The sequence below is a fragment of the Streptomyces sp. NPDC111802 genome, assembly GCF_055634335.1.
Map to the genome: position 1 here is coordinate 212,122 of NZ_JBVKCZ010000012.1, position 21,328 is coordinate 233,449.

Genomic DNA, 21,328 nt, shown 5'->3' on the forward strand with positions numbered 1-21,328 from the left:
GCCGATGACCGTCCACGAGCTCTCCCGTACCGACGCCCGCAGGATCGCCGTGCGCGCACAGTTGCTGGACGCCGCTCGCCCGCCGGGCGGGCTGCCGGCCGTCGTACGGCGGCTGACCCTGCTCCAGATCGACCCGACCGCAGCCGTCGCGCCCAACGCCGACCTCGTGGCGTGGAGCCGGCTCGGCTCCTCCGGGTACGCACCGGCCGACCTGACCGCCGCCCTGGCGGACCGGACCCTGCTGGAGCTGCGGGCGATGATCCGGCCCGCCGAGGATCTCGCGCTCTACCGCGCCGAGATGGCCCAGTGGCCGGAGCGGGGGACACCGACGTCCTGGCGCGAGTATCACGGCATGTGGGTGGCCGCCAACGACGCCTGCCGACGGGACATCCTGGACCGGCTCGCCGCCGCGGGGCCGCTGCCCTCCCGTGAGCTGCCCGACACCTGCGCGCTGCCGTGGCGGTCGAGCGGGTGGAGCAACAACCGCAATGTCACCAAGCTGCTGGAGCTCATGGTGCAGCGCGGTGAGGTCGCCGTGGCCGGACGCGGCGGCGGTGACCGGCTGTGGGACCTGGCCGAGCGCGTCTACCCCGACATGCCCGCGGTCCCCGTGACGGAGTCGCTGCGCATCCGGGACGAACGCCGGCTGCGGGCCCTGGGCATCGCCCGCGCGAGGGGCCCGGAGTGCCAGGTCGAGCCGGCGGACGTGGGAGAGGCCGGTGAACCGGCCGTCGTCGAGGGTGTGCGGGGCAGATGGCGCGTCGACCCGGCTCAGCTGGGGCAGCCCTTCACCGGGCGTGCCGCCCTCCTGTCACCCTTCGACCGGCTGATCCACGACCGCAGACGGACCACCGAACTCTTCGGCTTCGACTACCAGTTGGAGATGTACAAGCCGGCCGCCAAGCGCCGCTGGGGGTACTTCGCGCTGCCGATCCTGTACGGCGACCGTCTGGTGGGCAAGCTCGACGCCACCGCCGACCGAAAGGCCGGGGTGCTCAGGGTCGACGCGGTCCACGAGGACGAGGAGTTCGGCAAGGGCGTGCGAGCGGAGGTCGGCCGCGAGATCGAGGACCTGGCGCGCTGGCTGGAGCTGGAGCTCGTACGGCAGAAGTAGCCGCGCACACGGCTCCGCCCCGGCCGGGCGGTGCTCGGCCGGGGCGGTTCGCTCAGGCGGCCCTGTCGGGCGTCCGGCCCCCTTTCAGGGGCACCCGTGTCAGCTGAGGGACGCGAGCGACTCGTTCCAGGTGGCCGACGGGCGCATGACCGCGGCGGCCTTGGCCGGGTCGGGCTGGTAGTAGCCGCCGATCTCGGCCGGCTTGCCCTGGACGGCGTTCAGCTCGCCGACGATCTTCTGCTCGTTCGCCGCGAGCGTCTCCGCGAGCGGGGCGAAGGCCTTCGCCAGCTCCGCGTCGTCGGTCTGCTTGGCCAGCTCCTGCGCCCAGTACAGGGACAGATAGAAGTGGCTGCCGCGGTTGTCGATGCCGCCGACGCGACGGGTCGGGGACTTGTCCTCGTTGAGGAAGGTCGCCGTGGCGCGGTCCAGCGTGTCCGCGAGGACCTTGGCGCGGGTGTTGCCGGTGGCGGTCGCGTACTGCTCCAGGGACGGCACCAGCGCGAAGAACTCACCGAGGGAGTCCCAGCGCAGGTAGTTCTCCTTGACCAGCTGCTGGACGTGCTTCGGCGCGGAGCCGCCGGCGCCCGTCTCGAACAGGCCGCCGCCCGCCATCAGCGGGACGACCGACAGCATCTTGGCGCTGGTGCCCAGCTCCAGGATGGGGAAGAGGTCGGTGAGGTAGTCACGCAGCACGTTGCCGGTCACCGAGATGGTGTCCTCGCCGCGGCGGATGCGCTCCACCGACAGCTTGGTGGCCTCGACCGGGTTGAGGATCCGGATGTCCAGACCCTCGGTGTCGTGCTCCGGCAGGTACGCCTTGACCTTCGCGATCAGGTTGGCGTCGTGCGCGCGGGTCTCGTCCAGCCAGAACACGGCCGGGTTGCCGGTGGCGCGGGCGCGGGTGACGGCCAGCTTCACCCAGTCCCTGATCGGCGCGTCCTTGGTCTGGCAGGCGCGGAAGATGTCGCCCTGGGCGACCGGCTGCTCGATGACGACGTTCCCGGCCTGGTCGACCAGGCGGACCGTGCCGGCGGCCTTGATCTCGAAGGTCTTGTCGTGGGAGCCGTACTCCTCGGCCTTCTGCGCCATGAGGCCGACGTTCGGGACCGAGCCCATGGTCGACGGGTCGTAGGCGCCGTGGGCGCGGCAGTCGTCGAGCACCGCCTGGTAGACACCGGCGTAGGAGGAGTCCGGCAGCACCGCGAGGGTGTCGGCCTCCTGGCCGTCCGGGCCCCACATGTGGCCGGAGGTGCGGATCATGGCCGGCATCGAGGCGTCGACGATCACGTCGGACGGCACGTGCAGGTTGGTGATGCCCTTGTCGGAGTCGACCATGGCCAGCGCCGGGCCCTCGGCGAGCTCCGCGTCGAAGGACGCCTTGATCTCGGCGCCGTTCGGCAGCGCGTCCAGGCCCTTGAAGATGCCGCCCAGACCGTCGTTGGGGGACAGACCGGCGGCGGCGAGGGCGGCGCCGTACTGCTCGAAGGTCTTCGGGAAGAAGGCGCGCACCACGTGGCCGAAGATGATCGGGTCGGAGACCTTCATCATCGTGGCCTTCAGGTGCACGGAGAACAGCACGCCCTGGGCCTTGGCCTCGGCGACCTGGGCGGTGAGGAACTCGCGCAGCGCGGCGACACGCATCACGGAGGCGTCGACGACCTCACCGGCGAGGACCGGTACGGACTCGCGCAGCACGGTGGTGGCGCCGTCCTCGGCGACGTGCTCGATCTTCAGCGCGCCGGCCTCGGAGATCACGACGGACTTCTCGGTGGAGCGGAAGTCGTTCTGGCCCATGGTCGCCACGTTGGTCTTGGACTCGGCGCTCCAGGCGCCCATACGGTGCGGGTGGGTCTTGGCGTAGTTCTTGACCGAGGCCGGGGCGCGGCGGTCGGAGTTGCCCTCACGCAGGACCGGGTTCACGGCGGAACCCTTGATCTTGTCGTAGCGGGCCTGGATCTCCCGCTCCTCGTCGGTCTTCGGGTCGTCCGGGTAGTTCGGCAGCGCGTAGCCCTGGCTCTGGAGCTCGGCGACGGCGGCCTTGAGCTGCGGGATCGACGCCGAGATGTTCGGCAGCTTGATGATGTTGGCGGCGGGCGTCTTCGCGAGCTCACCGAGCTCGGCGAGGGCGTCCGGGATGCGCTGGTCCTCGGTCAGGTACTCCGGGAACACCGCGATGATGCGGCCGGCCAGCGAGATGTCACGCGTCTCCACGGCGACACCCGCCTGCGAGGCGTACGCCTGGACCACCGGCAGGAAGGAATACGTCGCCAGGGCCGGGGCCTCGTCAGTGTGCGTATAGATGATGGTCGAGTCAGTCACCGGGTGCTCCGCTCCACGTCTGCAACATTGCTCGACATCAAGATATCTCGTGACCGACCCGTACTCGACAGGGGTCCGCACACCGGTGCGGTATGTCTGCCGAGATCGCCGATCCACGCAAACGGATCCAGGCCCTCCGTGCAACCGGATCAGCTGGTCCCGCAGTCATGTAGGGAGATCAAGACCGATCCGGCGGCCGGCCCTGACCACCCGGTCGCCCCAGCGAAAGCGGACCATGAGATATCGCAGCAGAGTGACGGCCCCCGCGGCCGCCCTGATCGGCACGGCGGCGGCGCTGGCCGCCATCCCCTCCGCCCACGCGGCACCGACGCGCACGGGGACGTCGGCCTCCAAGAACCCCGGCACCCCGGGCCCCGAGACCCTCGGCGACACCGTCTACCCCGCCCTCGGCAATGACGGCTACCGCGTCTTGGCCTACCACCTCGACTTCTCCTACGACGCCACGACGCGGCTGGTCGACGCCACCGCGATCCTGAAGATCCGCACCACCCAGGCACTGTCCCGCTTCTCCCTCGACTCCCTCGGCCTGGACATCCGCTCCGTCCGGGTAGGCGGCCGCACGGCGACGTTCGAGCAGGTGGACGAGAAGCTGCGCGTCACGCCCGCCCGGACGCTGCCGAACAAGTCCTGGGTGACCGTGTGCGTCGAGTACTCGGCAGACCCGCGCCGTATCCCGCAGCCGCACACCGGCTGGGTCGACACGCTGGACGGGTTCGCGGTCTGCTGCCAGCCGAACTTGGCCCACACCGTCTTCCCGTGCAACGACCACCCCTCCGACAAGGCCGACTTCACGTTCCGCATAACCGTCCCCGGCGGCCTGCGCGGCGTGGCCACCGGCCTGCTCGTCCGCACCGAGACCCTTTCCGGTGGCCGTACCGCCTACACGTACCGCTCCCGCGAGCCCATGGCCACCGAGCTGGTGCAGATCACGGTCGGCGACTACGTGATCAAGGACCGGCAGGGCCCGCACGGTCTCCCGCTGCGCGACGTCGTCCCGGTCGCGCGCGCCGAGGCCCTGGAGCCGGCGCTCGCGCTGACGCCGAACCTGGTCGAGTGGCTGGAGGCGCGGCTCGGGGCCTACCCCTTCGAGACGTACGGCCTGCTGCCCTGCAACTCCGACGCCCCGAACGCCTTCGACTTCACCGGCCTGGAGTCCCAGACCCTGACCATCTACAAGCCGAACTATCTGCTCCAGCCGGAGCCGAAGATCGGCTCGCACATGATGCACGAGCTGGTCCACTCCTACTTCGGCAACAGCGTCAGCCCCGCCTCCTGGGCCGACCTGTGGATCAACGAGGGCCACGCCGACTTCTACGGGCTGCTCTACCGCTACGAGCGCGGCTGGACGGACTCCCTGGGCCTGACCACCCTGGAAGCCCGGATGAAGCACACCTACGCGCAGGGCGACCAGTGGCGGCGCGACTCCGGGCCGGTCGCCGCGCCCAACGCGGCCAACCTGTTCGACAGCCAGCGCTACCTCGGCGGTGTGCTGGTCCTGTACGCGCTGCGCAACCTCGTCGGCGAGGGCGCCTTCAACGCGCTGGAGCGCGCCTTCCTCGACCGGTACCGCAACTCCTCGGCGTCGACGGCCGACTACATCGCCGTCGCCTCGGAGGTCTCCGGTCAGGATCTGTCCGGATTCCTCCAGGACTGGCTGTACGGCACGAAGACCCCGCGGATGCCGGGGCACCCGGACTGGACGGTCACGCCGGTGAACCCGGCGCTCACCGCGCCGCACAGCCGTAAGCGCAGCCGCTCCCACGACAACTCGGCCACCCTGTAGCAACGTCCGGGCAGGTCAGTCGAGGCGGACGGGGATCACCTCGTCCGCCTCTCCGGGGATGCGCTGCTGCGGGATCGACACCGTCCCCTGCTGGATCGCCACCGTACGGGTGGGCGCCGGGATGCTGATGCCCTCCGCGCGGTAGCGCCTGTGCAGGCGCTTGATGAACTCGTGCTTGATCCGGTACTGGTCGCTGAACTCGCCGACGCCCAGGATGACGGTGAAGCCGATGCGGGAGTCGCCGAAGGTGTGGAAGCGGATGATCGGTTCGTGGTCCGGGAGGGCGCCCTCGACCTCGGTCATCACCTCGGCGATGACCTCGTTGGTCACCCGCTCGACGTGGTCGAGGTCACTGTCGTAGGCGACGCCGACCTGGAGGAGGATCGTCAACTCCTGCTCGGGACGCATGAAGTTGGTCATGTTCGTCTTCGCGAGCTCCCCGTTGGGGATGACGATCAGGTTGTTGGAGAGCGCGCGCACGGTCGTCTGGCGCCAGTTGATGTCCTCGACGTAGCCTTCCTCGCCGCTGCTCAGCCGGATGTAGTCGCCGGGCTGGACGGTCTTGGAGGCGAGGATGTGGATGCCCGCGAAGAGGTTGGCGAGAGTGTCCTGAAGCGCGAGTGCGACCGCCAGACCGCCGACACCCAGGGCGGTGAGCAGGGGCGCTATGGAGATGCCCAGCGTCTGCAGCACCACCAGGAAACCGATGGCCAGGACCAGGATCCGGGTGATGTTGACGAAGATGGTGGCGGAGCCGGCGACGCCGGGGCGGGCCTGGGTGACCGACCGCATCACCCCGGCGATACCGCGGGCCGCCGCCAGCGTCACGACGAAGATGAGCAGCACGGTCAGGGTCTGATTGACGTTGTGCTGGACCGTCCTGGTCAGCGGCAGCGCCGCGCCCGCGGAGGCCGCGCCGCCGAGGAAGGCCGCCCACGGCACCACGCTCCGCAGCGTGTCCACGATGAGGTCGTCACCGCTCCAGCGGGTACGGTCCGCGTGCTTGCCCAGCCAGCGCAGCAGCATCCGCAGCAGGAAGGCCGCGAGCAGCCCCGCCGCCAGCGCGATCCCGGCGATGACCAGGTCGTCCACGGTGAGCGCCCGGTTCACCGGTCACCTCCGGGAAGAAGAGCTGCGGCGAATCCCTTCGCCGACGGCCGGATGTGAAGTCTCGTCACGTTGTCACCTGCTCGATTTCCGCGATGTGCCGTCGCGTCGGTCACCCCGTCCCCCGTGACCGCGCGAGGGCTCATCCTGCCGTATCGGGTACACGTGTTCGTGCCGGGACCGTCTGGGGGACGGCATCATCGGTCGCTTTCGGGCATTCTCCCGTGGACTCACGCTGCCTTGGGAGGCCGAACGACCGCGGTCCGGGGCGCGCTTGATGCGTGCGCGCCCCGTGAGGGTCGCCCGCCCGCGCGCACCCCGGCGGACGACGAGGGCGGTGCTTCAGAGCTCCGTGAACGATCCGTGCCGCCCGGCGCCGGACGCGAAGCGGGCCGCGCCCTCCATGCTCTGCGCCAGCACACCCATGCCGTACCGGAGTTCACCGCGCATCGCGGCCGGCTCGTCCTGCCCGTCCTGGTCGAGCACCGAGGCCCGGTCGGCGCGCAGACACGCCTGAGGGAACCGCGCGATCGTCGCGGCCAGTTCCTCCGCCTCGGCGCGGGCACGGCCGCTCGGCACGACGCGGTTGGCGAGCCCGATGTCGTAGGCCTCACACGCCGGCACAGGCCGTCCGGTGAGGATCATGTCCATCGCACGGCTGGTGCCGATCAGCCGGGGCAGCCGTACCGTTCCGCCGTCGATCAGCGGCACGCCCCAGCGGCGGCAGAACACGCCGAAGACGGCGTCCTCCTCCGCCACCCTCAGATCGCACCACAACGCCAGCTCCAGGCCCCCCGCCACGGCATGTCCGGCCACGGCGGCGATCACCGGCTTGGACAGCCGCAGCCGGGTCGGCCCCATCGGCCCGTCGCCCTCCTCGGCGACCCGGTTGCCCCGCTCGGTGCCGAGCGCCTTGAGATCGGCGCCCGCGCAGAACGTGCCGCCCGCACCCCACAGCACCGCCACCCTCGCCCCGTCGTCCGCGTCGAACTCCCGGAAGGCGTCCGCGAGCTCGGCGGCGGTCGGGCCGTCGACCGCGTTGCGGACCTCCGGGCGGGAGAGGACGACGGTGGTGACGTGTCCCTGGCGCTCGACGCGCACCGGCATGGCGGGGTCCTTCCGTGGGTCGGACCCCGTACGTTACTGAGCGGTCACATGACCTTCCACCGGAACCGTGCGGTCAGATGACCTTCAAGCGCACCAGCGCACCCAACGTCAGCGCCCCCGGCAGCAGTGGCAGCCACACCGTGATGATCCGGTACGCCAGCACCACCGCCGTGGCCACCGCCACCGGACCGCCCGCCGCCACCAGCGCCACTATCAGCGCCGCCTCCACCGAGCCGAGCCCGCCGGGCGTCGGCACGAGGGCGACGGCGACGGTCGCCGCCAGATACGCGAGGGCCATGTGGGCCGGCGGCACATCCAGCCCCAGGGCGAGCCCGACCAGGACAAGACCGGCCGCCTGAAGCGCGGGAAAGGCCAGCGAACCGCCCCACAGTGCCAGCGCCCGGGACGGCCGGGTGTGCACCGAGCGCGCCTCGCCCAGCGCGGAACGCAGGAACGACAGCACGGCGATGCGCAGCCGGTGTACGAGGGCGAAGACGGCCACGACCACGACGACCGCCGCGCCGATGACCATCAGCAGCGGGCCCCACGCCCCCTCCGGAAGGAGCGGGCCGATCCGCAGCGCGTGCGGGAAGGCGATGAGCAGCGCGGCCAGCAGTCCGACGCGGGCCACGCTCTCCGCGAGCAGATACAGCGCCAGCGCGGCCGAGGAGCGGGCCAGCGGCAGCCCGCACACCGTCATGAAGCGCAGGTTGACCGCGCTCGCACCGAGCCCCGTGGGCAGCAGATGGTTGGCCGAGCCCGCGGCGAACTGGGTGACGAGCAGCCGCACCTTGGGCAGCCGGTCGACCACGGCACCCTGCCGGGTCACGGCTGCCGCCACCCACGTCAGACAGGTGGCACCGGTCGCGGCGAGCAGCCAGGGCCACTTGGCCGTCGCCAGATGGCCGATGCCCTCGGCGAGCACGGCCCGGTGCTGCACCGCGACCAGGATGACGAGGGCGAGCGGGAGCAGGACCAGTATCTGGCGGATCGGGAGGCGCCGGAGCAGGCGTCCCGCGTGGAGTCGTACGGCGGTCACATCGGGAGAGGTTTTCCGTGTCGCGACAACGGCGGGTTGCGGTAGCGGAGACGGCGCCTTACGGACCGGCTGCGGACGGACACCGATCTTCGCGAAGCTGCCGATATTGACCTCAACATTGCTTGAGGGTCTACGTTGCCTTCCATGAGCATGGAGACCACAGCCTGGATGCAGCTGCACAGTGTCATGAACGCCGAGCGGGAGCGCCGCCCGTTCGCCCGCGTCACGCTGCGCCGCATCGGCGCGTTCGCCCGCCCGCACCGCCGCGGGATCGCGCTCTTCGTCGTGCTCGGGGTGGTGACCGCACTGCTCGCCGTGGCGACCCCCGTACTGGCCGGCCGCGTCGTCGACGCGATCGTGACGGGCGGCGACGAGGGCACCGTCGTCCGCCTGGCCCTGCTGATCGCCCTGATCGCGGTCGCGGAGGCGGCGCTCGGGATCCTCGCTCGGCGCCTGTCGGCGACGCTCGGCGAGGGCCTCATCCTCGATCTGCGGACGGCTGTGTTCGATCATGTGCAGCGCATGCCGGTCGCGTTCTTCACACGTACTCGTACGGGGGCGCTGGTCTCCCGTCTCAACAACGACGTGATCGGCGCCCAGCGCGCGTTCAGCAACACGCTGTCCGGAGTGGTCAGCAACCTCGTCACCCTGCTGCTCACCCTCGCCGTCATGCTCACCCTGTCCTGGCAGATCACCCTGCTCGCCCTAGTCCTGCTCCCGGTGTTCGTGATTCCCGCCCGGCGCATGGGGCACCGCATGGCGGGCATGCAGCGGGAGGCCGCCACACTCAACGCCGCGATGGGGACCCGCATGACCGAGCGCTTCTCGGCCCCCGGCGCCACCCTGGTCAAGCTCTTCGGGCGCCCGCAGGAGGAGTCGGAGGAGTTCGCGGCCCGGGCGCGCCGGGTCGCTGAGATCGGCGTACGGACCGCCACCGCCCAGTCGGTGTTCATCACCGCCCTCACCCTGGTGTCCGCCCTGGCCCTCGCCCTGGTCTACGGCCTCGGCGGCTGGTTCGCCCTGCGCGGCACCCTGGAGCCGGGCGCCGTCGTCTCGCTGGCGCTGCTGCTGACCCGTATGTACGCGCCGCTCACCGCGCTCGCCGGCGCCCGGGTCGAGGTGATGAGCGCCCTCGTCAGCTTCGAGCGGGTCTTCGAGGTGCTCGACCTCAAGCCGCTGATCGAGGAGAAGCCGGACGCGAAGCAGGTCCCCGAGGCGGCGGTGTCGGTGGAGTTCGAGAACGTCCGCTTCGGCTACCCGTCGGCCGACAAGGTCTCCCTGGCCTCCCTGGAGGAGGTGGCGTCCCTCGACACACGGGGTGGCGCCGAGGTGCTGCACGGCATCTCCTTCCGCGCCGAACCCGGGCAGACCGTCGCCCTGGTCGGCTCGTCCGGCGCCGGCAAGTCCACCGTCGCGCAGCTGCTGCCGCGGCTGTACGACGTCGACGAGGGCGCCGTACGCGTGGGCGGCGTCGATGTCCGCGACCTGAGCGCCGAGTCCCTGCGCGCCACCCTCGGCATGGTCACCCAGGACGGCCACCTCTTCCACGACACCGTCCGCGCCAACCTGCTGCTCGCCCGCCCCACGGCCACCGACGCCGAACTCTGGGACGCCCTGCGCCGCTCCCGCCTCGACGAACTCGTACGGTCACTGCCCGACGGCCTCGACACGGTCGTGGGCGAGCGCGGCTACCGGCTCTCCGGTGGCGAGCGCCAGCGGATGACCATCGCCCGGCTGCTGCTGGCCCGCCAGCGCGTCGTCATCCTCGACGAGGCCACCGCCCACCTCGACAACACCTCCGAGGCCGCCGTGCAGGAGGCGCTCACCGAGGCGCTGGAGGGCAGGACCGCGATCGTGATCGCCCATCGCCTGTCGACCGTGCGGGCGGCCGACCTGATCCTGGTGGTCGAGGCCGGCCTGATCGCCGAACGCGGCACGCACGAGGAACTGCTGGCGGCCGGAGGCCGCTACGCCGAGCTGTACCGGACGCAGTTCGAGGAGGGGCACGGGGAGATGACGGAGGTGGAGGCGGCGGCGTAGCGTCCGACGGGGTGGGGAGGGGGCGGGATTCGGCCAAGGTCGGCGAGCGCACCCATCAGGAACACACAAACATCGACAGCATCATTGCTTCCCCTGTGTTCAGAACCTAGTGTGCGTTCGGTTTCCCAACAGCACCGCACATGATCTGACGCTCCCTCAAGCCGTGCAGCGCCGCCCGCCGCACCGTCGTCCCGAGGAAGGCCACCGTCGATGCCGCTCTCTCCCGCGTCCCCCGCCGGCCCGTCCCGCCTGCCGGGCGTGCCGGTCAGCCGCCGCCGTCTGCTGGAGGGAGGAGCAGCCCTGCTCGGGGCGCTCGCCGTCTCCGGATCGTCCGCCACGGTGCACGCGGCCGACGGGACCGGGCCGGCGGCCGGCACCCCGGAGTGGAACGGCCACATCGACGTCTTCCGGATCGGCACCCAGCCGCCGCACACCACGCTCATGCCGTACGCGGACGTCGGACAGGCGCTGAACGGCGACCGCACCCGCTCGCCGTACCGGCTCAGCCTCGACGGCAAGTGGAGGTTCGCCCACGCCGACCGGCCCGACGACCGGGACGCCGACTTCCACCGCACCGACCTCGACGACAGCGGCTGGGACACCATCCCGGTCCCCTCCGTCTGGCAGATGCACGGCTACGACCGCCCGATCTTCGTCAACATCACCTACCCCTGGTGGGGCCCGAACGGTCTCGGCGAGGACGCCCAGCCCCCGTCCGCGCCGACCCGCTTCAACCCGGTGGGGCAGTACCGGCGCACCTTCACCGTGCCGCGCGGCTGGGCGGGGCGCCGGACCTTCCTGCACTTCGAGGGCGTCAAGTCCGCGCACTACGTGTGGATCAACGGGGAGTTGGTGGGGTACGCCGAGGACTCGTTCACCCCCGCCGAGTACGACATCACCGCGCACCTGAAGCCCGGGACCAACCAGATCGCCGTCGAGGTGTACCGCTTCTCCGACGGGGACTGGCTGGAGGACCAGGACATGATCCGGCTGAGCGGCATCTTCCGCTCGGTCTACCTCTACTCCACGCCCGACGTACGCCTGCGCGACTTCAAGCTGGACACCCCGCTCAGCGACGACTACAGGGCGGCCGAGCTGTCCGTCACCGCGAGCGTGCGCTCGTACGGTGATCGCAGCGAGGGCGGCTACTCCGTCGAGACCCAGCTGTACGACTCCCGCGGCCACGCCGTCTGGCCCAGACCGCTCCAGCAGGCCGTCGACCTCGCCTCCGCCCCCGCCGGTGAGGACGTGACCGTCCGGGCGAGCAGAGCCGTACCCGAGCCCCGGCTGTGGTCCGCCGAGCACCCGAACCTCTACACCGCCGTGCTGCGGCTGCGGGACCCGGCCGGAAAGGTGATCGAGACCCTCTCGCACCGCGTGGGCCTGCGCGAGTTCGCCCTCAAGGACGGCCTGATGCGGATCAACGGCAAGCCCGTCTCCTTCCGTGGCGCGAACCGGCACGAGATGCATCCCGACAGCGGCATGGCTCTCACCCGCGAGCACATGGTCAAGGACATCGAGATCATCAAGCGGATGAACATGAACTCCGTCCGCACCTCGCACTACCCCAACAACCCGCTGTGGTACGAGCTCGCGGACGAGTACGGCCTCTACCTCGTCGACGAGACCAACCTGGAGACCCACGGCATCCGCGGCGAATACCCGGGCAACCACGCCGACTGGACCAAGGCGTGCGTGGCCCGCGCCCAGAGCATGGTCCACCGCGACAAGAACCACGCCTCGGTGGTCATCTGGTCGCTGGGCAACGAGGCGGGCGGCGGCAGCACGTTCGTCGCCATGCACGACTGGATCAAGTCGTACGACCCGACGCGCGTCGTCCAGTACGAGGGCGACGACCGGCCGACGATCAGCGACATCCGTTCAGAGATGTACGACAGCCCCGCACGTGTCGAGCAGCGCGCGAAGGACACCGCCGACACCCGGCCGTACGTCATGATCGAGTACGCGCACGCGATGGGGAACTCGAACGGCAACTTCAAGGAGTACTGGGACATCGTCCGCCGCTACGACGTCCTCCAGGGCGGCTGGATCTGGGACTTCGTCGACCAGTCGCTGACCTGGCCGGTGCCCACCCGCAAGATCCTCACCGAGTCCGGGCCGGGCAGGCTGCGCGGCGAGATCCTCACCGCGAGCGGCACCTTCGACCGTGCCAAGGGCGTCTCGGGCGCCACCGTCTTCGCCCGCGACGAGCGCCTCGACCTCACCGGCTCGCTCACCCTGGAGGCCTGGGTCACCCCGCACCACACCGGCTACCACCAGCCGATCCTCGCCAAGGGCGACACCCAGTACGCCCTGAAGCAGTCCGACGACACCCTTGAGTTCTTCATCTACGGCGGTGGCCAGTGGATCACCGTCAACTGGGCCCTCCCGGACGACTGGACCGGCAGTGAGCACCACATCGCCGGTGTCTTCGACGCGGACGCGGGCACGCTGACCCTCCACGTCGACGGCGAGGTGAGGGCCACCAGGACCACCACACGCAGACCCGCCACCAGCACGGCACCCCTCGCGCTCGGCACCGACGTGGACAACCCCACCCGGGAGTTCAGCGGCACCATCCGCCGGGCGCGCGTCCACGCCCGTGCGCTGAGCACCGCCGAACTCGGCTCCGACGGCCGCGGTCCCGGCGACGACGGCGTACGGTTCTGGTTCGACGCGGCCACCGTCGACCTCACCGAGAAGCGCCCCCGCCAGAAGACCTTCTTCCCGTACGGCGGCGACTGGGGCGACAACCCCAACGACGGCACCTCCAACGCCGACGGCATCGTCACCGCCGACCGCCGCCACACCGGCAAGGCGGCCGAGATCAAGCGGATCTACCAGGCGGTGGGCGTCTCCCCGGCGTCGGGTACCGCACTGACCCCCGGATCGGCGATCACCCTCACCAACGAGTACCTGTTCACCAACCTCCGTGAGTTCGACGGCCGCTGGGAACTGGTCGCCGACGGTGTGGTCGTGCGCCGCGGGAAGCTGAGCCGCGCCCAGCTGGACGTCCCGCCGCTGAGCAGCAAGGACATCACGGTGCCTGTCCGGCTGCCGGACGACCCGGCCGCCGGAACCGAGTACTTCCTCCAACTCTCCTTCACCACCAGGGAATCCACCCCCTGGGCGAAGGCCGGCTTCGAGGTGGCCAGGCAGCAACTGCCCCTCGACGCCGACGTCCCGGCCGTGACACCCGCACCGCTGGCGAGCGTGCCGGCGCTGACGTACGAGGACGACGACAAGGCCGTCACGGTCAAGGGCCAGGGCTTCTCCGCCACCGTCGACAAGGGCACCGGGGTCATCACGTCGTACGAGGCCCACGGCACCCGGCTCATCGACTCCGGCCCGGTGCCGAACTTCTGGCGGGCGCCCACCGAGAACGACCGCGGCAACGGCCAGCACACCCGCAACCAGACCTGGCGTGACGCGGGCACGAACCGCAAGGTGACGGACGTGACGGTGCGCGCCCTGCGCGACAAGGCGGTGGAGATCAAGGTCGGCGGCACGCTCCCGACGAGCGTCGAGTCGACGTACACCACCACCTACACGGTGTTCGGCAACGGTGAGATCAAGGTCGACAACACCCTGCACCCCGGCGCCGCGTCCCTGCCGTACATCCCGGAGGTCGGCACGCTGCTGTGCCTGCCCGGACGTTTCGACCGGCTGCGCTACTACGGCCGCGGGCCCGAGGAGAACTACGCCGACCGCCACGACGGCACCGACCTGGGCGTGTACTCCGGAACCGTCTCCGGGCAGTGGACCCCGTACATCCGCCCGCAGGAGAACGGCAACAAGACCGACCTCCGCTGGATCGCCCTGACCGACGCCGACGGCACCGGCCTCCTCGTCTCCGGCGAGCCCCTGCTGGAGGTCAACGCCTCGCACTTCACCCCGGAGGACCTGTCGTCCGGCGTGCGCCACGAGTACCAGCTGACCCCGCGCGAGGAGGTGGTCCTGCGGGTGAACCACCGGCAGATGGGCCTGGGCGGCGACAACAGCTGGGGCGCCCATACCCACGACCAGTACAAGCTCTTCGCGAGCCGCGACTACTCCTACACCTACCGGCTGCGCCCGCTGACCGACACGGACGAGCCGACCGCCGCGTCGCGCCAGCCGACGGCGGTGGAGTGATCCGAACGTGACCGGGGTCTCGGTGCGTGCCGGGACCCCGCTGCGTACGCTGGACGCGCCCGTGCACACAGAGCCCTTGACCTGGAGAACAGGCAGGGAGCCGACCACTCGGAGCGCTCAATGCTGCGCACTATGTTCAAGTCCAAGATCCACCGCGCCACCGTCACCCAGGCCGACCTGCACTACGTGGGATCGGTGACCATCGACGCGGACCTGCTGGACGCCGCCGACCTGCTGCCCGGCGAGCTCGTCCATATCGTCGACGTCACCAACGGCGCCCGTCTGGAGACCTACGTCATCGAGGGCGAGCGCGGGTCGGGGGTCGTCGGGATCAACGGGGCCGCCGCGCATCTCGTCCACCCCGGCGACCTCGTGATCATCATCAGCTACGCTCAGATGACCGACGCCGAGGCGCGGGAGTTCGAGCCGCGGGTCGTGCACGTGGACGGCGCCAACCGGATCGTGGCCCTGGGCGCCGACCCGTCCGCGCCGGTGCCGGGTTCGGACCAGGAGCGCAGCCCACAGGCCGTGCCGGTGGCCTGATCGCCGCGCTCGACTCCAGACGCAAGACGGACCAGGGAGCGTGTCATGAGCGACATCGAGATCCGCGACGACCGGGCCGCGGGCCGCCTGGAGGCCTTCCAGGGCGACGAAGTCATCGGCCACATCGAGTACTTCGTCCTCGAATCCCCGGCGCGCGCCCTCGTCCCGGTCCACACCATCGTGGAGCCGGCCCATGAGGGGAAGGGCATCGCCGGTTCGCTGACCCGTGAGCTGTACGGCATGGCGGCGCGTGCGGGAGTCGTCGTGGCGCCGCTGTGCCCGTACGTCGTGAAGTGGGCCGAACGCCACCCGGACGAGGCCCCGGCCGCCGACCCGGAGCTGCTGGAAGCGGCGAAGGACTGGCTGCGGGAGCACCCCGACCGGTTCTGACGGAGGGCGATTCCCGCGAGGGCGGTTCCGGCGAGGTCGCGGCTCGGCCAGGGCCGCCTCCGACAGGCCCACTTGGGCGCCCGCATTGACGCGGGTGAGTGACTGGTGGCGCGGCCATCGGGTACGCGGGGGAGTAGTCCAGAGCCGATGCCACGGACTGGCTGGAGGACACCATGACCAACCCGTATCCGGATCCGGTCCATCCGGGACCGACGCCGAGCCCGGAGCCGCCGCCCCCGGAGCCCCCGCACCCCGAGCCACACCCGGTCCCGCCCCCGGAGCCCACGCCGGCTCCCGAACCGCCCGCACCGGGACCGCCCGCACCCGGACCGCCCCCGACCCCGGGACCTCCGCCGGGCCCGGCACCGACCCCGCCGGCACCCCCGAGCCCGCCCTCGCCCCCCGGGCCCCCACCGTCACCGATCCCGCCGGGACCGGAGCCGGTGCCGAACCCCGAGCCCGGGCCGCCGCTCACCTGAGGGTCATGTGTACCCCGTGCCCGGATCGGCGACCGGGCACGGGGCGGTCACACATGACGGACCGGACCGGTCCTAGGCGGACACCTCCGAACGGTCCCCGCCCCACAGCGTGTGGAAGGAACCCTCCTGGTCGACACGCCGGTACGTGTGCGCACCGAAGAAGTCCCGCTGCCCCTGCGTGAGCGCCGCGGGCAGCCGCTCGGCGCGCAGGGCGTCGTAGTACGCGAGGGCCGCGGCGAAGCCCGGCGTGGGCACGCCCTGCCGGGTCGCGGCGACCAGTACCTCACGCCAGTCGTCCTGCGCGGCGGCGATCTCCTGCGCGAACGTCTCGTCCGACAGCAGGCTCGGCAGGTCGGCGCGGGCGTCGTAGGCGGCGCGGATGCGGTCCAGGAACGCCGCGCGGATGATGCAGCCGCCACGCCAGATGGCCGAGACCGCGCCCAGGTCGATGTCCCAGTCGTACTCGGCGCGCGCGGCGTCGATCTCGTGGAAACCCTGCGTGTACGACACGATCTTCGACGCGTACAGCGCCTGCTCCACCCGGTCGGCGAAGGCCGCGGCCTCGGATTCGCTCAGCGGCGACGCCTTCGGGCCGGCCAGCCCGCGCGAGGCCTCACGCAGCGCCGCGTGCCCGGAGAGGGAGCGGGCGAAGACCGCCTCCGCGATGCCGGAGACCGGTACGCCCAGGTCCAGCGCGATCTGGACCGTCCAGCGGCCCGTGCCCTTCTGCTCCGCCTGGTCGACCACCACGTCCACGAACGGCTTGCCCGTCCCGGTGTCCACGTGGGACAGCACCTCGGCGGTGATCTCGATCAGGTAGGAGTCCAGTCGGCCCTGGTTCCAGGTCCGGAAGATCTCCGCGATCTGCGCGGGCTCGTAACCGGCGACGTCCCGCAGCAGCTGGTACGCCTCGCCGATGAGCTGCATGTCGGCGTACTCGATGCCGTTGTGCACCATCTTCACGAAGTGCCCGGCGCCGTCCGGACCCACATGCGTCACACAGGGCGCCCCGTCCTTCGCCTTCGCGGAGATCTTCTCCAGCATCGGGCCCAGCGAGTCGTACGACTCCTTCGGGCCGCCCGGCATGATGCTCGGCCCGTGCAGCGCGCCCTCCTCGCCGCCCGAGACGCCCATGCCGACGAAGTGGATGCCCTGCTCACGCAGGTCACGCTCGCGGCGCCGGGTGTCGGCGAAGTGCGCGTTGCCACCGTCGATGATCATGTCGCCGGGCTCAAGGAGCGGCGCGAACTCCTGGATCACCGCGTCCGTCGGCTCACCGGCCTTCACCATGATCACCAGCCGCCGCGGCCGCTCCAGCGCCGCGACGAACTCCTTGGCGGTCTCGGCCGCGATGAAGTCGCCCTCGCTCCCGAACTCCTCCACCAGCGCCCGCGTACGCGCCGACGTCCGGTTGTGCACCGCGACCGTATAGCCGTTGCGGGCGAAGTTCCGGGCGAGGTTGCGGCCCATGACCGCCAGACCCGTGACGCCGATCTGCGCCGAAGTGCTCATGCGTTGGCTCCTAAGTGACCTCGATATATAAGCGGTGCCGGTCATGCCCGCCAGTACTGCCCGCCAGTATTGCCCCTCGTCCATCCTGACGTGCCGGTACTCCGAGCGCACATCCGGGTGGCGCGATGTCGCAGGCACATACGCACGAAACGCCCCGGCGCACTCAGTCGTCACGGGTGTCGGACAACGTGCGCCCCATCCACGCCACTTGGCGTGAAGGAGCGGCTGATTTGCTGTCTTGTCATGGCCTGTTAGCAGCGCTTACTTTTGCCCCTCCTGACGCATGTCAATGGGGGGCTCCTTCATGGCCGTACGCGGCCGGCATCGCCGGTACCAGCCGAACAGGATCAACCGCGCCTCACTCACCGTCACCGCGGGCGGCGCCGGGATGGCGCTCCCCCTCATCGGCACCGGTGTCGCGCACGCGGCCGACGTGGACACCTGGAACAAGGTCGCCGCGTGCGAGTCGACCAGCAGGTGGCACGTCAACACCGGCAACGGCTTCTACGGCGGACTGCAGTTCGCCCAGTCCACGTGGGAGGCGTACGGCGGCGCCCGGTACGCGGGGCGCGCGGATCTGGCCACCAAGGACCAGCAGATCGCCGTCGCGGAGAAGGTGCTGGACGGGCAGGGGCCCGGCGCCTGGCCGGTGTGCTCGGTGCGGGCCGGGCTGACCCGGGGCGGGGAGACCCCCGACATCCAGCCGGCCGGCACCACGACGAAGACCCCGAAGAAGACCTCCAAGACCTCCGTCCAGGACGTCCAGCCGCAGACCACGCCCCAGTCGAGGGCGGGCACCGCCGAGATGTACACCGTGGTCCACGGCGACACCCTCTCGGAGATCGCCGAGTCGCAGGAGGTCAAGGGCGGTTGGCGGGGCCTTTACGCCGCGAACCGCAAGGCCGTCGGGGCGGACCCCGACCTGATCCTGCCGGGACAGCGGCTCGCCCTGCGCGGCAAGGCCGCCACGACGACCGAGCCGGCGGCGATTCCCGAAACCACCCGCAAAACCACCCCCAGGACCACCCCCAGGTCCACCCCGAAGACCACGCCCAGGACCGTCCCCGAGAAGTCTTCTTCCGAGCGGCATGAGCAGGCGACGAGCAGTCGCTCGCTGGTCGCCCCGGTGAGCGCCGCCACCGGCACGCCGTACCGCAAGGCGGGTGCCTCCTGGTCGAAGGGCTACCACACCGGTGTCGACTTCGCCGTGCCGACCGGCACCTCCGTGCGGTCCGTCGGGGCCGGGCAGGTGGTGAGCGCCGGGTGGGAGGGCTCCTTCGGCTACCAGGTGGTGGTCCGGCACGCCGACGGCCGCTACAGCCAGTACGCCCATCTCTCGGCGATCGCCGTGAAGGACGGGCAGTCGCTGGGCGCCGGGCAGCGCATCGGCCGCTCCGGGTCCACGGGCAACAGCACGGGCCCGCATCTGCACTTCGAGGTGCGGACGGGGCCCGGTTTCGGTTCCGACATCGATCCGGTGGCCTACCTCCGGGCCGGCGGCGTCAGGATTTGACGCGCATCCGATGCCGGTCGAGGACCGGCGTCGGGACGTACGGACCGCCGTAGAAGGGGCCGTAGAGGTTGGGGGATCCGTGGTCGGGATGCGACGGCTCCGTTTCCTCGTACGGCCCCTGCGCGACCTGGGCCGGTATGAGCACGCCGTCGATCCCGTCGATCCCGTCGATCCCGTCGATCCCGTCGATCCCGTCGGGCACGAGGATTGCCTCTGCCGGCACCGCGTCCAGGTCGGTCTCGGCCAGTGCCGGCTCGGTGACCCGAACCTCGGCCTCCGTTTCCGTACGCGCGATCCGCTCCGTCGTCAGCAGGATCAGGCCGCCCGCCGCCACCACACCGCAGCCCAGGGCGAGGACGGTGCCGGTCGTGCCGTAGCGGAAGGTTTCGCCGAACAGCGTTATGCCGACCGCGGCCGCCACCACCGGGTTCACGACCGTCAGCGTTGCCAGCGGCGCCGCGAGTCCCGCGCCCCGGTAGGCGGCCTGGGACAGCAGCAGACCGGCGGTGGCGAAGACGCCGATCGTGGCCAGGGACGGCAGGTCGGCCACTGACACCCCGCCGTTCCAGTCCACGGCGACGATCTTCGTGAACACCGAGGACATGCCGAAGGCTATGCCGGACGCGGTCGCGAGCAGCATGCTGCGCACCGCCGGATGCCGGTGGGCCGCGCGGCCCGCGATCATCAGCGTCACGACGATGCCGCCGGTCACCAGGGCCACGGCCGCCCGCTCGGCCGTCTCGAGCGACTGCGACTCCGAGGTGCCGACCAGGGACAGCAGTCCGGCGAGGCCCACGGTCGCCATGATCGCGCCGCGCCAGGCCGTCGAACCGGCCCTGCGGCCCACGAACAGCGCCGCCATCGGCAGCGCGAACACGATCGTCAGCGCGCCCAGCGGCTGCACCAGACTCAGCGGACCGAAAGTCAGCGCCACCACGTGCAGCAGCCCACCGAGCCCGTTCAGCGCGACCGCCGCCCACCAGCCCGGCCGACGCATCGGCGCGAACTGCTGACCCGGGGACGACACCGCGATACGCTCCTGCACGATCGCTCCGCCCGCGTAGGCCACCGCGGAGACGAGCGACAGAAGCACGGACAACGCGAGGGCACTCATGAGCTGCTCCTCTGCGTGAAGCGGGGGCGGGGCCCCCGGCGCGGCGAACGGTCGGCTTTCATAAGCAACACGATGCCTCGAAAAGCTCTTCCCGTCGTCGTACCAGAGCACGCACTGTGTCGTACTGCCGATGGAGTACTACGACGGCCAAGTCATCCCCAAGGCGGGTGACCCCTGACGGAGACCCCCAGGTGAAGACCCCCAGAGGCCCTGGTACTACTGCTCTTCGTGGACCTCGACCCCGAACTCGCCGCGCTCCGGCCGCTCGGCGGCTTCTTCGTACTACGCACGGCGGGGGAAGTTCTTCGGCCATTCACGACCCTCGCGGAGGCGTACGCGGAGCCGGTGTCGGCGGTGCACGGCGATCCTCTGACCTCCCGGGTCCGTAAGGTCGCGGATACCCTGTGCGCCCCCGAGTCGCGGATCGCCGCCTCCGTGGCCCAGCAGGGCCTGGCCGCCAGGCTGTGGTCGGTGAGCCTCGGCTGTGCCGCCCTTTACGGCCGGATCCCGGACCTCGACCCGGGCCTGCTGCACTGGGACCCCGACGGCAGCGCCCCCGACGACCTGTGGCTCGCGGAGGTGCGCCCGCTGCCCGCGGACCCGGCCACCCTCGCGGACGTCGTCCTCCGCGGCCACCTGGAACCGCTGAACGCGGCCCTCAGCGCCCGATACCGCGTGGCCGCCGGCCTGCTGTGGGGCAACGCGGGATCCGCGCTCGCGGGCGCGGCCCGCCAACTAGGGTCCGTCTTCAAAGGGATCTTGCCCAGAGCAGGAACGACGCGAGTGTGACCGCCGCTTCATAGGAGGTGGCGGTCTTGTCGTATCTGGTCGCGATGCCGCGGAAGCCTTTGAGCCGGTTGAAACAGCGTTCGATGAGGTTGCGCTGGCGGTAGGTCTCCCGGTCGAATACAGGCGGTCTGCCACCGTGTCGGCCGCGAGCGAGTCGGTGCCGCCGTTGGTCGGTCTTCTCGGGGATGGTGTGCGCGATGCCGCGTTTGCGCAGGTAGGCACGGAAGCCACGAGAGCTGTAGGCCTTGTCCGCGATGACCTGATCAGGCCTGCAACGTGGTCGCCCCAGGCCGGTGCGAGGGACGCGGATCCGGTCCAGAAGAG

General features: G+C 70.9%; 14 protein-coding genes and 1 pseudogene. 8 read left to right on the forward strand and 7 right to left on the reverse strand.

The features are described 5' to 3' along the window. The first annotated feature begins 4 nt into the window (after nt 1-4). Complete coding sequence (locus ACZ7NC_RS16045) at nt 5-1,114, forward strand: DNA glycosylase AlkZ-like family protein (RefSeq protein ID WP_471488628.1); 1,110 nt, start codon at nt 5-7, stop codon at nt 1,112-1,114. A 99-nt stretch (nt 1,115-1,213) separates the two neighbouring features. Here the strand turns inward: ACZ7NC_RS16045 and ACZ7NC_RS16050 are convergent, their stop codons facing one another. Next, the gene (locus tag ACZ7NC_RS16050; protein WP_471488630.1) at nt 1,214-3,433 is read right to left on the reverse strand and encodes an NADP-dependent isocitrate dehydrogenase; all 2,220 of its coding nucleotides are present in this window, start codon (nt 3,431-3,433) and stop codon (nt 1,214-1,216) included. 235 nt (nt 3,434-3,668) lie between these two features. Between ACZ7NC_RS16050 and ACZ7NC_RS16055 the strand changes: the two genes are divergently transcribed. Further along, nucleotides 3,669-5,237: a M1 family metallopeptidase gene (locus ACZ7NC_RS16055; RefSeq protein ID WP_471488632.1), complete on the forward strand. Its 1,569-nt coding sequence runs from the start codon at nt 3,669-3,671 to the stop codon at nt 5,235-5,237. Between the two features lie 15 nt (nt 5,238-5,252). Here the strand turns inward: ACZ7NC_RS16055 and ACZ7NC_RS16060 are convergent, their stop codons facing one another. The 3 genes from ACZ7NC_RS16060 to ACZ7NC_RS16070 all read right to left on the reverse strand — a co-directional run bounded on the left by ACZ7NC_RS16060 (nt 5,253) and on the right by ACZ7NC_RS16070 (nt 8,490). Then, nucleotides 5,253-6,347 carry a mechanosensitive ion channel family protein gene (locus tag ACZ7NC_RS16060; protein WP_471488634.1) on the reverse strand — a complete coding sequence of 365 codons (1,095 nt, stop codon included), beginning with the start codon at nt 6,345-6,347 and terminating at the stop codon, nt 5,253-5,255. Nucleotides 6,348-6,686: 339 nt separating this feature from the next. Then, a complete protein-coding gene (locus ACZ7NC_RS16065; protein WP_471488636.1) occupies nt 6,687-7,451 on the reverse strand; it encodes a crotonase/enoyl-CoA hydratase family protein in 765 nt (254 codons plus the stop codon). A 73-nt stretch (nt 7,452-7,524) separates the two neighbouring features. Then, nucleotides 7,525-8,490, reverse strand: a complete 966-nt coding sequence (locus tag ACZ7NC_RS16070; protein ID WP_471488638.1) for a lysylphosphatidylglycerol synthase transmembrane domain-containing protein — start codon at nt 8,488-8,490, stop codon at nt 7,525-7,527. Between the two features lie 150 nt (nt 8,491-8,640). On the opposite strand from ACZ7NC_RS16070, the gene ACZ7NC_RS16075 reads away from it, so the two are divergent. The 4 genes from ACZ7NC_RS16075 (at nt 8,641) to ACZ7NC_RS16090 (ending at nt 15,597) form a co-directional block, all read left to right on the forward strand. Continuing rightward, nucleotides 8,641-10,530, forward strand: a complete 1,890-nt coding sequence (locus ACZ7NC_RS16075) for an ABC transporter ATP-binding protein (RefSeq protein WP_471488686.1) — start codon at nt 8,641-8,643, stop codon at nt 10,528-10,530. 210 nt (nt 10,531-10,740) lie between these two features. Beyond that, nucleotides 10,741-14,664 (forward strand): glycoside hydrolase family 2 TIM barrel-domain containing protein, encoded by a 3,924-nt coding sequence (locus ACZ7NC_RS16080; RefSeq protein WP_471488640.1) that lies wholly within the window; start codon nt 10,741-10,743, stop codon nt 14,662-14,664. Between the two features lie 120 nt (nt 14,665-14,784). After that, complete coding sequence (panD, locus tag ACZ7NC_RS16085; protein ID WP_471488642.1) at nt 14,785-15,207, forward strand: aspartate 1-decarboxylase; 423 nt, start codon at nt 14,785-14,787, stop codon at nt 15,205-15,207. A 45-nt stretch (nt 15,208-15,252) separates the two neighbouring features. Then, nucleotides 15,253-15,597 (forward strand): GNAT family N-acetyltransferase, encoded by a 345-nt coding sequence (locus ACZ7NC_RS16090; protein WP_471488643.1) that lies wholly within the window; start codon nt 15,253-15,255, stop codon nt 15,595-15,597. A gap of 551 nt (nt 15,598-16,148) precedes the next feature. Here ACZ7NC_RS16090 and gndA read toward each other — a convergent pair. Further along, a complete protein-coding gene (gene gndA, locus ACZ7NC_RS16095; protein WP_471488644.1) occupies nt 16,149-17,588 on the reverse strand; it encodes an NADP-dependent phosphogluconate dehydrogenase in 1,440 nt (479 codons plus the stop codon). 304 nt (nt 17,589-17,892) lie between these two features. Between gndA and ACZ7NC_RS16100 the strand changes: the two genes are divergently transcribed. Beyond that, nucleotides 17,893-19,101, forward strand: coding sequence for a transglycosylase family protein (locus ACZ7NC_RS16100; protein WP_471488646.1), 1,209 nt, complete (start codon nt 17,893-17,895; stop codon nt 19,099-19,101). On the opposite strand, the gene ACZ7NC_RS16105 is transcribed toward ACZ7NC_RS16100, so the two are convergent. Next, nucleotides 19,091-20,215, reverse strand: coding sequence for a DMT family transporter (locus tag ACZ7NC_RS16105; protein ID WP_471488648.1), 1,125 nt, complete (start codon nt 20,213-20,215; stop codon nt 19,091-19,093). The two genes, ACZ7NC_RS16100 and ACZ7NC_RS16105, sit on opposite strands and share 11 nt — an antisense overlap. A 210-nt stretch (nt 20,216-20,425) precedes the next feature. Between ACZ7NC_RS16105 and ACZ7NC_RS16110 the strand changes: the two are divergent. After that, nucleotides 20,426-20,953 (forward strand): annotated as a pseudogene (locus ACZ7NC_RS16110) (ferric iron reductase); the annotation flags it as partial. Nucleotides 20,954-20,963: 10 nt separating this feature from the next. On the opposite strand, the gene ACZ7NC_RS16115 reads toward ACZ7NC_RS16110, so the two are convergent. After that, nucleotides 20,964-21,328 (reverse strand): transposase (locus ACZ7NC_RS16115; protein ID WP_471488650.1); only part of this gene is annotated, 365 nt, incomplete at its 5' end.